The organism is Streptomyces sp. NBC_01716 (genome assembly GCF_036248275.1).
Classification (GTDB): Bacteria; Actinomycetota; Actinomycetes; order Streptomycetales; family Streptomycetaceae; genus Streptomyces.
This window is the reverse complement of record NZ_CP109181.1, coordinates 2429784-2443057: the sequence shown is the minus strand read 5'-3', so window position 1 is coordinate 2443057 and position 13274 is coordinate 2429784. Positions and strand designations below refer to the sequence as shown.

The 13274-nt window shown below is 70.1% G+C and carries 10 protein-coding genes; 2 read left to right on the top strand and 8 right to left on the bottom strand.

Going from position 1 to position 13274, the window contains the following annotated elements; all coding sequences use genetic code 11:
* Nucleotides 1–124 precede the first annotated feature (124 nt).
* Nucleotides 125–1708: an acyl-CoA carboxylase subunit beta gene (locus tag OIE74_RS10415; RefSeq protein WP_329381060.1), complete on the top strand. Its 1584-nt coding sequence runs from the start codon at nt 125–127 to the stop codon at nt 1706–1708.
* 49 nt (nt 1709–1757) lie between these two features.
* Complete coding sequence (locus tag OIE74_RS10410) at nt 1758–1970, top strand: acyl-CoA carboxylase subunit epsilon (protein WP_329381058.1); 213 nt, start codon at nt 1758–1760, stop codon at nt 1968–1970.
* 274 nt (nt 1971–2244) lie between these two features.
* Here the strand turns inward: OIE74_RS10410 and OIE74_RS10405 are convergent, their stop codons facing one another.
* From OIE74_RS10405 to OIE74_RS10370, 8 genes are all read right to left on the bottom strand, one after another.
* Nucleotides 2245–2826 carry a GTP-binding protein gene (locus OIE74_RS10405; RefSeq protein WP_031229389.1) on the bottom strand — a complete coding sequence of 194 codons (582 nt, stop codon included), beginning with the start codon at nt 2824–2826 and terminating at the stop codon, nt 2245–2247.
* Nucleotides 2807–3502 carry a DUF742 domain-containing protein gene (locus OIE74_RS10400; RefSeq protein ID WP_329381054.1) on the bottom strand — a complete coding sequence of 232 codons (696 nt, stop codon included), beginning with the start codon at nt 3500–3502 and terminating at the stop codon, nt 2807–2809. The genes OIE74_RS10405 and OIE74_RS10400 overlap by 20 nt, the downstream gene beginning before the upstream one ends.
* 95 nt (nt 3503–3597) lie before the next feature.
* Nucleotides 3598–4011 (bottom strand): roadblock/LC7 domain-containing protein, encoded by a 414-nt coding sequence (locus OIE74_RS10395; protein WP_189105601.1) that lies wholly within the window; start codon nt 4009–4011, stop codon nt 3598–3600.
* Between the two features lie 10 nt (nt 4012–4021).
* Nucleotides 4022–7486 carry a nitrate- and nitrite sensing domain-containing protein gene (locus tag OIE74_RS10390; protein ID WP_329381051.1) on the bottom strand — a complete coding sequence of 1155 codons (3465 nt, stop codon included), beginning with the start codon at nt 7484–7486 and terminating at the stop codon, nt 4022–4024.
* 343 nt (nt 7487–7829) lie between these two features.
* On the bottom strand, nt 7830–8411 hold the full coding sequence (locus tag OIE74_RS10385) for a GTP-binding protein (RefSeq protein ID WP_078074889.1): 582 nt from the start codon (nt 8409–8411) through the stop codon (nt 7830–7832).
* Nucleotides 8392–8799: a DUF742 domain-containing protein gene (locus OIE74_RS10380; protein WP_189105262.1), complete on the bottom strand. Its 408-nt coding sequence runs from the start codon at nt 8797–8799 to the stop codon at nt 8392–8394. The genes OIE74_RS10385 and OIE74_RS10380 overlap by 20 nt, the downstream gene beginning before the upstream one ends.
* A gap of 109 nt (nt 8800–8908) precedes the next feature.
* On the bottom strand, nt 8909–9322 hold the full coding sequence (locus OIE74_RS10375; protein WP_023538416.1) for a roadblock/LC7 domain-containing protein: 414 nt from the start codon (nt 9320–9322) through the stop codon (nt 8909–8911).
* A 9-nt stretch (nt 9323–9331) separates the two neighbouring features.
* A complete protein-coding gene (locus OIE74_RS10370; RefSeq protein WP_329381046.1) occupies nt 9332–13270 on the bottom strand; it encodes a sensor histidine kinase in 3939 nt (1312 codons plus the stop codon).
* Nucleotides 13271–13274: the final 4 nt, after the last annotated feature.

Below are 13274 nucleotides of genomic sequence, written 5' to 3'. Positions count from 1 at the left end.
GTGTCCGGGGCTGTTGAATCGGCCCGCTCCCACCCCGGTTCTGTCCAGCCCCACCAGGAATCCGGGCAGGAGACTGTGTGGAGTCAACGGCGGCTTTTCCGTCCGATGTTCGTAGGGTCAGTACATGACCGTTGTGGACCAGACGCCGAGTGAGCCAGTCGACGCCCGTGGGCGCGTGGCCGAATTGCACTCGCTGCGGGGGCAGGCGCTGAACGGGCCGAGCGACCGCGCGACCGAGGCACAGCACGCCAAGGGCAAGCTGACCGCTCGCGAGCGGATCGCACTGCTGCTCGACGAGGGCTCGTTCCGGGAGGTCGAGCAGCTGCGCAGGCACCGGGCCACCGGCTTCGGCCTGGAGGCCAAGAAGCCGTACACGGACGGGGTGATCACCGGCTGGGGGACCGTCGATGGCCGCACGGTCTTCGTGTACGCGCACGACTTCCGGATCTTCGGCGGCGCCTTGGGCGAGGCCCACGCCACCAAGATCCACAAGATCATGGACATGGCCATCTCGGCCGGCGCCCCGCTGGTCTCGCTGAACGACGGCGCGGGCGCCCGTATTCAGGAGGGCGTCTCCGCGCTCGCCGGTTACGGCGGCATCTTCCAGCGCAACACCAAGGCGTCGGGTGTCATCCCGCAGATCAGCGTGATGCTCGGCCCGTGCGCGGGCGGCGCCGCCTACAGCCCCGCCCTCACGGACTTCGTCTTCATGGTCCGCGAGACGTCGCAGATGTTCATCACCGGACCCGACGTCGTCAAGGCGGTCACGGGCGAGGAGATCACCCAGAACGGACTCGGCGGCGCGGACGTGCACGCCGAGACCTCGGGCGTCGCGCACTTCGCGTACGACGACGAGGAGACCTGCATCGCCGAGGTCCGCTACCTGCTGGCGATGCTCCCCTCCAACAACCGCGAGAACCCGCCGGTCACCGAGTCCGAGGACCCGGCCGACCGCCGCTCCGAGGTGCTGCTCGACCTGGTCCCGGCCGACGGCAACCGCCCGTACGACATGCGCAAGGTCATCGAGGAGCTCGTCGACGACGGCGACTTCCTGGAGATCCACGAGCGCTGGGCCACCAACATCATCTGCGCGCTGTCCCGGATGAACGGCCAGGTCGTCGGCATCGTCGCCAACCAGCCGCAGTCCCTCGCCGGCGTCCTGGACATCGAGGCGTCCGAGAAGGCCGCGCGCTTCGTGCAGATGTGCGACGCCTTCAACATCCCGATCGTGACCCTGCTGGACGTACCCGGCTTCCTGCCCGGCGTCGACCAGGAGCACGGCGGCATCATCCGCCACGGGGCGAAGCTGCTCTACGCGTACTGCAACGCCACCGTCCCGCGGATCTCGCTCATCCTGCGCAAGGCGTACGGGGGTGCTTACATCGTCATGGACTCGCAGTCCATCGGCGCCGACCTCACCTTCGCCTGGCCGACCAACGAGATCGCGGTGATGGGCGCGGAAGGCGCGGCCAACGTCATCTTCCGCAAGCAGATCGCCGAGGCCGAGGACCCCGAGGCCATGCGCGTACGCATGGTGAAGGAGTACAAGGCCGAGCTGATGCACCCGTACTACGCCGCGGAGCGCGGTCTGGTCGACGACGTCATCGACCCGGCCGAGACCCGCGAGGTCCTCGTCTCGGCCCTCGCGATGCTCCGTACGAAGCACGCCGACCTGCCGTCCCGCAAGCACGGCAACCCCCCGCAGTGAGCGGGCACCGCCAACGCCCCGCTGCCGAGAACCTGGAGACACGAGCCCGATGAACGATTCCGCCGACAACTCCCTGCTCCGCGTCGAGAGGGGCCAGGCCGGCCCCGAGGAGCTGGCCGCGATCACCGCCGTCCTGATGGCGCGTGCCGCGAGCCGCACCGACGCGGGCGCGGCCCCGGGCCACCGCGGCCGCTCCACGGCCGGCTGGCGCCGTCTGGAGCGCACGCCGGGCTTCCGGGCCCCCCACAGCTGGCAAGGCTGATCCCAGGCCCTCCAGCGGCCGTACAGCGCCGCGAGAGCCCCGCACGGACCACCGTGCGGGGCTCTCGCGCTGACGGGGCGCCACACGCCTGACGGGGCGCCACACGCCTGACGGGGCGCCACACGCCTGACGGGGCGCCACACGGCGTCAGAGGGCCCCGCGTCGGGCGCCCGCCGCACGGCGCCACGCGGCGGTGACCCGAACGGCAGAGGCCCCGCACTCCTCGGAGTGCGGGGCCTCTGCCGTCTGCCGTTGCCGTCCGGCGGGAACCGGTTCAGCGAAGTCGTGCCATGAGCGCGTGTTCCACGAGGGTGATGAGTCCGCTCTTGGCGTCGGCGCGGTGCCGGGCGTCGGTGGTGATGATCGGGGTGTCGGGGCCGATCTGGAGTGCCTCACGGACTTCGTCGGGGGTGTAGGGCTGGTGTCCGTCGAAGCCGTTGAGTGCGATGACGAACGGGAGTCCCGAGTTCTCGAAGTAGTCGACGGCGGGGAAGCAGTCGGCGAGGCGGCGGGTGTCGACGAGGACGACGGCGCCGATCGCGCCACGTACGAGGTCGTCCCACATGAACCAGAAGCGGTCCTGTCCGGGCGTGCCGAACAGGTAGAGGATCAGGTCCTGGTCAAGGGTGATACGGCCGAAGTCCATGGCCACCGTGGTGGTGGTCTTGTCCCCGGTGTGGGTGAGGTCGTCGATGCCGGCGGAGGCGCTGGTCATGACGGCTTCGGTACGCAGCGGGTTGATCTCCGAGACGGCGCCGACGAACGTGGTCTTGCCCACGCCGAATCCGCCCGCCACCACGATCTTCGCGCTGGTGGTTGAGCGGGCTGCACCGCCGCTAGAGCTTGCGAAGTCCACTGAGCACCCTTTCGAGCAGTGTCACATCTGGTTGGCCCCCGGCGGTCTCGTCGCCGCCGGGTTGGTGAATGGCGACAAGTCCGGCCTCCGCCAGGTCGGCTACGAGGATCCGGGCGACGCCCAGGGGGATGGAGAGCAGTGCCGAAATCTCGGCGACCGATTTGATCTCGAAACAGAGCCGGCAGATCCGCTGGTGCTCGGGCAACTGCCCTTGCAGCCTGGACGGATCGGCCGTCGTGCTGACCAGTGCCTCGATGGCGAGCTGGTACCGCGGCCGCGTCCGGCCGCCGGTCATGGCGTACGGACGTACCAACGGGTTGTGCGCGGCGGGCTCCGGCTCCTGGTGGCGCCTCGGCTGAACCGGCTGGATCCGGGGTGTCGGCCGGCCGTACGAGGGTTGCTGTCCGTACGGCTGCTGTTGCCCCTGACCGTACGGTTGCTGTTGTCCGTACGGCTGTTGCTGACCCTGACCGTACGACTGCTGTTCTCCGTACGGCTGTTGAGACTGCTGGTACGTCTGCTGCTGTGGATGATACGGCTGCCCGCCGCCGTCCCACTGCCCGCCCTGACCGCCGTTCCCGCCCGGCGTGGAGGGGGAGTTGAAGTGGTTCCGGGCACGCTCACCCGGGACCTGTCGGCCACCCTCATAAGGATGTCCGCCTGGGGGTGTTGCCACCGTTTCCTCCTCCGACTCCGGTCGCCGGTTTCTGTTCTGTGGAGCCGCGCCACCGAACCCTATGGTGCGATGGCGCGAAACGCACTGTCCGTCTGTTAGTTGAGAAGACTTCCCTGGAGTTCGGCGCGCAGGTCCGGCGTCAGCACCGTCCCCGCCCGGTCGACGAGAAGGGCCATTTCGTAGCCCACCAGGCCGATGTCGGCCTCGGGGTGCGCGAGGACGGCCAGCGAGGAGCCGTCGGAGATGGACATGAGGAAGAGGAATCCGCGGTCCATCTCCACCACGGTCTGGGTGACGGCACCGCCCTCGAAGATCCTGGAGGCCCCGGCGGTCAGCGAGGTCAGGCCCGAGGCGACGGCCGCGAGTTGGTCGGCGCGGTCTCGCGGGAAGCCCTCGGACATGGCAAGCAGGAGTCCGTCGGCGGAGACCACCACGGTGTGGGACACCCCGGGGGTGTGCTCCACGAAGTTGGTGATCAACCAGTTGAGATTCTGCGCCGCCTGGCTCATCGGGCTCACACTAACGCTCCTGGTTGTAGGTACTGCCCGGGCCTCGACCCGGTCCGTTCGTATCCGTCCCCGTTGTTCCCGCGTTGCCCGCCCCCGCGTTGCGGCCCCGCTGGACGCCGCGCCGCAGGTTGCTCAGCCTGCCACGTACATCCTCCGGCGCGCGTGAGACCTGGGGGCCGTTCTGCGGCGTCTGCTCCGCGGTTCCCTCGATCAGGTTGGCCTTGGGAACGCGCCGGGGGAGTCCCGACGGGGTGATCCCGCCGGCCTTCGGCTCACGGAGCTTCTCGGCCCGCTGCCAGCGGTCGTCGTTCGTCGAACGCCAGTCGTCCGCGGCGTCCGTCTCACTCCGTCCGTTCTGCGGCGGGGCTGTCGGTGTGTACGTGTCGTCGTTCTCGTTCGTCTGCTGTGTCTCGGCGGTCCCCGCCTGCTGGTCGGGAGCCTGGAAAGCCTGAGCGGGCTTCTTCGGCGTGGCGGCCAGTGGTGAGGTCCCCCCGCCGAAGAGATCGGTCCGACCGCCGGCCTGACCGTTCGACTGTGCCTCGTCCCCGCCGGCCGGCTGCCACGACTGAGGCTTCGGCTGCGAGGTGCCGCCACGGCGCGGCAGACCCGCCCCCGTCAGCGTGTGACTGGCGCTCGGCGAGGGCCCTGGACGTTCGAATTCTACGCGCTCCGGGGTGCCCGCCGCAGCGCCGTCGGACGATTCCGATTCGGCTCGCTGGCCCGGCTGGTACCCGCCCTGATAGCCGTTCTGGTCGCTCCAGCCACCCTGGTCGGGCTGGGGGGCGAAGAGGTTGTCGTAACCCGCCCCGTCCGCCTGCGGAGCCTCGTAGGCCCCTTCCGAATAGCCGCCGCCCAGCGGGTCCTGCTGCGCTTGGTATCCGTCGGCCGTCCGATAGCCGTCCGTGCCGCCCGTCTGGTAACCATCGGGGGTCGCGTACGCGTCGTACGCCGCGCCCTCGTAGGCCTGTCCGCCGTCGGCGGCGCCTGCCGCGCCCGCGTAGCCGTTCTGGTCGTACGCGGCCTCCTGCGGCGCGTACTGGCCCTCGGCCCGGTCGCCGTAGAGCGGCTGCTCGCCGCCGGGCAGGGCCGTGGCGGCGCCGTTGCCACCGCCCAGGGCCGCGCGGCGCTCGTCGCGCATGAGGGACCGGTTGACCGGGTCGAGACTGCGCGGATCCGCCGCCCCGGCCCCCTCGTCGTAACGGGAGTCGTCGAAGCCGAGTTCGGCCGCCGTCAGCATCGGCGACGACAGCTCCCCCGACTCCGGCTCGAACGTCGCGCCCTGCTGCTCCGGAATGATCTGCGAGACCGTGAAGTCGTCGGGCGCCGGTTGCTCGCCGCCGCCACCGTGCGTGATCGCGTCCGGGAGCATGACCAGCGACGTGGTGCCAGCCTGCTCGCCGGAGGGCCGCAACTGCACCCGTACGCCGTGCCGGTCGGCCAGCCGGCCGACCACGAACAGCCCCATGCGCTGGGACACCGCGGCGTCCACGGTGGGCGGGTTGGCCAGCTTGTGGTTGATGTCGGCGAAGTCCTCGGCGGTGAGGCCGATGCCCTTGTCGTGGATCTCGATCATCACGCGGCCGTCGGGCAGCCGGGTCGCGGTCACCCGCACCTTGGTCTGCGGCGAGGAGAACGTTGTGGCGTTCTCCAGCAGTTCGGCGAGCAGGTGCACGAGGTCGGTCACGGCCTGGCCGTGGATGTCGGTCTCCGGCACCCCGGTCAGCTCGATGCGCTCGTACGACTCCACCTCGGAGGACGCGGCACGCAGTACGTCAACCAGCGGCACCGGCTGGTTCCAGCGCCGCCCCGGCTCCTCACCGGCGAGGACCAGCAGGTTCTCACCGTTGCGGCGCATACGGGTCGCGAGGTGGTCCAGCTTGAAGAGGTTCTCCAGCTGCTCCGGCTCGGCCTCGTTGTTCTCCAGATCGGTGATCAGGGTCAACTGCCCCTCGATCAGGGACTGGTTGCGCCGCGAGAGGTTGGTGAAGATCGCGTTGACGTTGCCCCGCAGCATGGCCTGCTCGGCGGCGAGCCTGACGGCCTCGCGGTGCACCTGGTCGAAGGCGCGCGCGACCTCGCCGATCTCGTCCCTGGAGTCGATCGGGATGGGCTGTACGCGCGTGTCGACCCGGCCGGGCTCGGTACGCGAGAGCTGGTCGACCAGCATCGGCAGGCGCTGCTCGGCGATGCCGAATGCGGCCGTACGGAGCTGACGCATCGCCCGGCTCATCTGCCGCGCCATCATGCCGGCCAGCACGAAGGCCGCCAACAGGGCGATCACCACGATCGCGCCGTTGATGATCGCGTCGTTCCTGGCGTCGTCCGAGATCTGCGCGGCGTCCCCGACGGCGTTGTCGACGAGGTCCTTCTCGATGATCGTGTAGCCGTCGAACTTGGCGGTGGTCGCGGCCATCCACGCCGTGGGCGTGACGCCGCGCTCCTCCAGCTGCGAGGGGGTGTCGCCGGTGGCGATCGCGGCGACCATGCCGGCGACCACCGAGCCCTCCTGGGCCGGCGGGGCGATGAACTTCTGGCCCGCCGCCGCGGCCTGCTGCCGCGCCGCCGCGAGCTTCTTCGCGCCCTCGGCCGTCTTGTCGGCCATCACCTTCTGGAGCTTGGCCGTGTCCTCGTCGGTGCCGCCGGAGACGTACTCGGCGACGGCGATGTCCTCCAGGTAGGCGTAGGAGGAGAACGCGATCGACTGGCCGGCCCTGACCGCCGGCTTCTCGCTCGGGCGCACCAGCAGGTGCAGACCGATGGAGCGCTGGAGCGAGGTGGCGGCCTTGGCGAGCTGGATGGCGTAAACCGTACGGCCGTAACTGGTGATGTTGCCGGTGCCGAGGCCCAGTTCGTTGGAGAACTCCATGAGGGAGTGCTGGACCAGCACATAGCCCTCTTCGGTCGCCACGGGGCCGCCGTTGCGGCCGGTCTTGTCGGGCGTCTCGACGCCCGCCGTGTACGCCGTCTTGCGGATTATGTCCAGCTTGGGCTCTTCCGTGCGGAAGAGCCGCAGACGCCGCTCCAGGCCCTCGTCCTTGGGCATGGAGGCGACGGCGCGGTCGAACGTGGCCTTCGCGGCGTCGGTGGCCGCCCTGGCGTCCACGACGACCTTGTCGTCGCGCTTGTTCGTCAGCAGGGGCTGGGCGGTGAGGTCGCGTTCGTTGAGCAGGGCCTGGCCGTATTCGGACGCCGCCCGCACCACGAGCGCGGTCCGCTCCGCGTCCTGCGCCTCCTGCCAGGTGTCGATGGAGCCCTTGACCTGAAAGCCGCCCGTGACGAGGCCGACGAGCACGGGTATGAGGAGGATCGCGTTCAGCCGGGTCGGAACCCGCCAGTTGCGCGGGGACAGCCGACTGCCGCCGCCGGGTACCGGGGGCTTCCCTGGTGCGTCCGCAGGCGGCGCCGCTGTACGCCGCGGCGGGGTGAAGTTGCCCCGCGCCGCCTGCTCCGCGGAGCTCGTCTTCCTACGCCTCACTCGACCAACAACCTCTCGGCGTCGGCACCTACGTACGCTGTGCCGTTTTTCGTTCAGGTCCGCACTACTGGGGAGTTCAGGGAATTCCAGCACGTGAGGCGGTCCCGTTCCAAACAGTGGGAATCAGCCATTCCGAGTGGTCCATACCTCAGATAAAACGGGCATAAAGAACGAGCCCCGCCAAAAGGCAAGGGCGATGTGAGCGCAGGGATACCATCCGAACGCGTCGAGTGTTCGAGCGGCGTGAATTCTCTTTCGAAATGTTATGAACACCGGTGTGGGCTATGTCAAAAGACACAGCCCACACCGGGTCCGCGCTACGGCAACTGCCGTACAGAATCGTCTACTTGAGGCGAGCCATGAGTGCGTGTTCGACCAGAGTGATCAGCCCGCTCTTGGCATCGGCGCGGTGCCGGGCGTCGGTCGTGATGATCGGGGCGTCCGGGCCGATCTGGAGCGCTTCGCGTACTTCCTCGGGCGTATAGGGCTGGTGTCCGTCGAAGCCGTTGAGTGCGATGACGAACGGAAGTCCCGAATTCTCGAAGTAGTCGACGGCGGGGAAGCAGTCGGCGAGACGGCGGGTGTCGACCAGTACCACGGCGCCGATCGCGCCACGTACGAGGTCGTCCCACATGAACCAGAAGCGGTCCTGTCCGGGCGTACCGAACAGATACAGGATCAGGTCCTGATCGAGCGTGATACGGCCGAAGTCCATCGCCACCGTGGTGGTGGTCTTGTCCCCGGTATGAGTGAGGTCGTCGATCCCGGCGGAGGCGCTGGTCATGACGGCCTCGGTACGCAGCGGGTTGATCTCCGAGACGGCGCCGACGAACGTGGTCTTGCCCACGCCGAATCCGCCCGCCACCACGATCTTCGCGGAGGTCGTCGAGCGCGCCGCTCCGCCGCTAGAGCTTGCGAAGTCCACTGAGCACCCTTTCGAGCAGTGTCACATCCGGCGTGCCGCCGGCCTCTCCGTTACCCGGCTGGTGGATGGCCACCATGCCTGCCTCGGCCAGGTCGGCCACGAGGATGCGCGCCACACCGAGCGGCATGGACAGCAGTGCCGACACCTCGGCGACGGACTTCACCTCGCGGCAGAGATGGCAGATCCTCTGATGCTCGGGGAGCAGCCCGGCGAGATGCGCCGGATCGGCCGTCGTACTGACCAGTGCCTCGATGGCGAGCTGGTACCGCGGCCGCGTCCGGCCGCCGGTCATGGCGTACGGACGTACCAACGGCTGGTCGCCCTCATGTCCGTAGGACGCGTCGACTGAGGCGCCGTACGGATCGTGAGAGGCGGGTGGCGGGGTCATGAATCCTCCGGGCGTGACAGCAAGATGTCTGCGTGCCGTCCGACTGGGCCGGGGTGGGGCCGGTTCGCGGCCTGACGGTGGTTGGCGCTGTGGGCGGTACCTGGAAGCCTCAGTGCAGCAGGCTCCCCTGGAGCTCGGCGCGCAGGTCCGGTGTCAGTACCGTGCCTGCCCGGTCGACCAGGAGGGCCATCTCGTAGCCCACCAGGCCGATGTCGCAGTCGGGGTGTGCGAGCACCGCGAGTGAGGAGCCGTCGGAGACGGACATGAGGAAGAGGAAACCGCGGTCCATCTCCACGACGGTCTGGGTGACAGGCCCGCCCTCGAAGATCCGGGAAGCTCCCGCGGTCAGTGAGGTCAGACCCGACGCGACGGCCGCGAGTTGATCGGCACGGTCACGCGGGAAACCCTCGGACATGGCCAGCAGCAGGCCGTCGGCGGATACGACCACTGTGTGGGACACCCCGGGGGTGTTGTCCACAAAGTTGGTGATCAACCAGTTCAGATTCTGCGCCGCCTGGCTCATCGGACTCAACTAACGCTCCTGCTGGTGAGAGGGGCCGAGGTTGAAACTGCCGGTCGTCGAGCTGTCGGCGGTACGGCCGCCGGCCTGACGACCCTGCTGAATTCCCCGGCGAAGGTTGGTCAGCCGGCCGCGTACGTCATCCGGCGAACGCGAGACCTGCGGACCGGTCTGGTTGCTCTGCTCCTGAGCGGTTCCCGGTACCAGGTTGGCACGCGGAACCCGCCGAGGCAGACCTGAGGTGGTGATTCCGCCCGCGGCGGGCTTCTTGACCCGCTCGGCCTGGCGTACCAGCTCGTCATTGGGTGACGTGCGCCAGGAGGACGTGACGGCGCCGTTGCCGTTGGCGTCGCCGTTCGCGGGCTGCCGTTGCGGCATCGGGGGAGGGGAGGCCAGCCGGTCCGGCATCCCCTGCGGGGACTGCGGCTGGAAGGGCTGCTGCTGGAACGGCTGCTGCTCGGGCGGTGCCGGTACGCCGGGTACATCGGGCTGCGCGGGGCGGCCGGGGCCGCCGCTCTGCTGCCCGTGGAACCAGTTCGTCTCCAGTGTGTCGAACAGCGGCGTACGGCCGTCGCCCGGCCCGGCCGGGGGCAGTGCCTCCGGCTGCGGCTGCTGGGGAAGCGCGCCGACCGGCGGAAGCGGTGCGCCGAAGTCGGCGCGGTTCGGGCCGTTCTGGCCGAAGTCGGGACGGCCCTGGCCGTGGTCCACGCCCGGAAGGCCTTGTCCGGGCGGCGGGTTCTGGCCGAAGAGATCGGAGTTCGGGGCGCCGGGCGCCGCGGACGGCTCCGGGGGACGGGGCGCGTTGAAGTCCGGCCGGGGGAACTGCTCCGTGGACCCCTGGTCCCGGCCCTGACCCTGCCAACCGGCATTCACGTCGCCCGAGTTGGGGATCGGGTGGGAGCCCGTGTCGCTGTATCCGCTGCCGCCGCCGAAACCGCCGGGGGCGGCGTTCAGGTCCGGCCTCGGACCGTCGAAGTCGGGACGCGCGAACTCGGCCGTGGAGCCGGGCCCCTGGCCCTGCCCCGCCGACGGCATCGCGACCTGACCGGTGTTCTCGGGCTCCTCGTGGCCGCGCGGGGTGTCCGGCGAGAACCGCCCCGGCGCGGGCTGCGCGGGCTGCGCGGGCTGCTGCCCCGTGCCCCAGGTGGTCGTCGCACTCGTCCCGGGACGCTGCGGGCGCTGCGGCGGCTGCGGGTTGCCCCCCGGCAGCTCGGCGCGCGGTCCGCCGGGCGGCGGCAGCTGACGGCCGCGGTCCACCGGCGGCGGTCCGCCGGCCGGTCCCGTCGCACCCTGCGGGAAGGCGCCACGGTCGCGATTGCCGGGGCCGCCCCGTCCGTTCGGGCTGGAGAGGCTCTGACCGGGCCGGGCGAGCCGGCCACCGGCCTGCGGCCCCGGACCCGACGGCCGGCCGGGGCCCGGCTGGGCCCCCTGACGGCCCGGACCCTGCTCACGGGGACTCGTACCGAACAGGCTCGGCTGTCCCGGCCCCTGCCCGGCACCCTGGCCCGCGCCCGGCCGCTGCTGATCCTGCGGCGGACCGGACTGCGGCCTGGTGGGCAGCCCGCTCTGCATCCCGTTCCTGGCCGGCAGCGCGGCACGCGGCCCCGTACTGGCACCGACCTGGCCGCGCGAGGGCGGACCGGCGAGACGTCCGCCGTCGGCGCCCGCCTCACGGGCAGCAGCGCCGCCCGCGAGCCCGGCGGCGATGCCGGACTGGCCGCCACCGAGGGCGCCCTGCCCGCCGGGCGACTGTCCGCCCGCGCCGCCCTGCGCGCCGGCGCCGGGGCGCGGCGGCATCTTCTTGCCGCCGTTGGCGACATCGACGGGCAGCATGACCAGCGCGGTCGTGCCGCCGGAGTCGGAGGGGCGCAGCTGGATCCTGATGCCGTGCCGCAGGGAGAGCCGGCCGACCACGAACAGACCCATGCGGCGCGAGACCGAGACATCCACGGTGGGCGGCGACGCGAGCCGTTCGTTGATCGCCGCCAGGTCCTCCGGCGAGAGACCGATACCGGTGTCATGGATCTCGACGAGCACGCGCCCGTCGGGCAGCGCGTGACCGGTGACGCGGACCTTCGTCTGCGGCGAGGAGAACGATGTCGCGTTCTCCAGCAGCTCGGCGAGCAGGTGCACGAGGTCGTTGACGACGCGGCCTGCGACCTCGGTCGTGGGCACCGAGGCCAGTTCGATCCGCTCGTACTGCTCCACCTCGGAGGCCGCGGCACGGAGCACGTCGACCAGCGGGACGGGGCGGGTCCAGCGACGGCCCGGCTCCTCACCGGCGAGGACCAGCAGGTTCTCACCGTTACGGCGCATACGGGTCGCGAGGTGGTCCAGCTTGAAGAGCGAGGACAGCTGGTCCGGGTCGGCCTCACGGGACTCCAGCTCGGAGATCAGCGAGAGCTGACGCTGGATCAGGCCCTGGCTGCGGCGCGAGAGGTTGGTGAACATCGCGTTGACGTTGCCTCGCAGCAGCGCCTGCTCGGCGGCCAGTCGGACGGCCTCGCGGTGCACGTCGTCGAAGGCCGCGGCGACCTTTCCGATCTCGTCCCTGGAGTGCACACCGACCGACTCGACGGAGGTGTCCACGTCCTGCGGGTCGGCCTCGGAGAGCTGCTTGACCAGCTCGGGCAGCCGGTCCTGGGCGACCTTGGTGGCCGTCTCCTGGAGGCGCCGCAGCGAGCGGATCATGGAGCGGGCGACGACGAAGGCGCCGACCAGCGAGACGCCGAGGACGACGAGGATCAGCGCACCGTTGATGAGCGCGTCCTGCTGCGACTTCTCCTTCAGCTGGCGCGCCTTGTTCTCCATCTCACCGAGCAGCGTCTGCTCGATGATGTTCATCGCGTTGATCTTGGCGGACGCCTGGTCGGTCCAGTCGAGGTACGAGCGGTTCGGCCGTCCCTCCAGACCGCCGGAGATGCCGAGAACCCGCTGCGCGTACTCGTCGGCCGCGTTGATCTCGGGGTTGCCCTTGCCGCTGAGCGGCGCCGTCAGCTCCTCGGCGTTGCCGCCCATCGACTCGTACAACGCGTCGAAGGAGGCGAGGGCGTTGTCGCCCTTGGTGGCCGCCGCCAGACCGTAGAGCCGGTCGTTCTCGTTGAGATCGCCCTTCTGCTTCGGGTCGGCGGGAAGCGCGGAGGCGATGATCGCGCGCTGGATCGACGCGTACTCCTTGGCGGAGGAGAAGGCCGCCAGGGCGCGGGTCCGCTTGATCATGTCCGGGTTGCTGGTCGCCTGCGCCATGTCCTGGGAGAGGCTCAGCAGCGAGTCGATGAGACCGCTGTAGGCGTCGACCGTCAGGGAGTGCGTGGCGTCCGTGTCGTACGCGTCCTTGCGGATTTCCTGGATCTTGTTGACCTGGGTCGCGATCTGGCTGACGTTGGCGCGGATCGACTCCAGCGCCTGGTCGCCGTCGGTGTTCCCGATATCGACGGTGGCGCCGAGGAACGCCTTCTTGGCCCGGTCCGTCTTCGTACGACGGTCCTGCACCTTGAAGTCGTTGGGGTTCGCGCCGTTGGTGAGCGGACCTGCCGACTCGTCACGTTCCGCCTGGAGCGCGGCGGCGAGGCTGGTCGCCTCCTTGGTCATCTTGGTCAGCAACTGCATGTGCTCCAGCTGCTTCATGTCGTTCATGGACTCGTTGATACGGAGTCCGCCCAGCGTGGTGGCCGCGACCACCGGCAGGGTGAGCAGCGCCACCAGGCGTGTGCTGATCCGCCAGTTGCGCAGAGCTATTCGCGAACCCGCGTCCGTGGACTGCGACTTGGGCGCGGTCTCCGGGGCGTCGCCACCGGGCGCCGCACCGGGCTGGGCACCCCGATCACCACCCTCGCCGACCGGACCCGGGCCCGGGTTCTGGGTGTGCTGGGGCGAGGAGCCGCGGTCGGTTCCGCCGCGGGGCTCCTGCTCCGCCGCAGCGCTGCTATCCCTCTTGAAACGTCCCTGCACTAGC

What these genes read in the sequence shown, in the direction of transcription:
- OIE74_RS10410 (WP_329381058.1), top strand. Translation starts at nt 1,758, where the DNA reads ATGAACGATTCCGCCGACAACTCCCTGCTCCGCGTCGAGAGGGGCCAG.
- OIE74_RS10375 (WP_023538416.1), bottom strand. Translation starts at nt 9,322, where the DNA reads ATGAGCCAGGCGGCGCAGAATCTGAACTGGTTGATCACCAACTTTGTG.
- OIE74_RS10395 (WP_189105601.1), bottom strand. Translation starts at nt 4,011, where the DNA reads ATGAGCCAGGCGGCGCAGAATCTCAACTGGTTGATCACCAACTTCGTG.
- OIE74_RS10380 (WP_189105262.1), bottom strand. Translation starts at nt 8,799, where the DNA reads ATGACCCCGCCACCCGCCTCTCACGATCCGTACGGCGCCTCAGTCGAC.
- OIE74_RS10415 (WP_329381060.1), top strand. Translation starts at nt 125, where the DNA reads ATGACCGTTGTGGACCAGACGCCGAGTGAGCCAGTCGACGCCCGTGGG.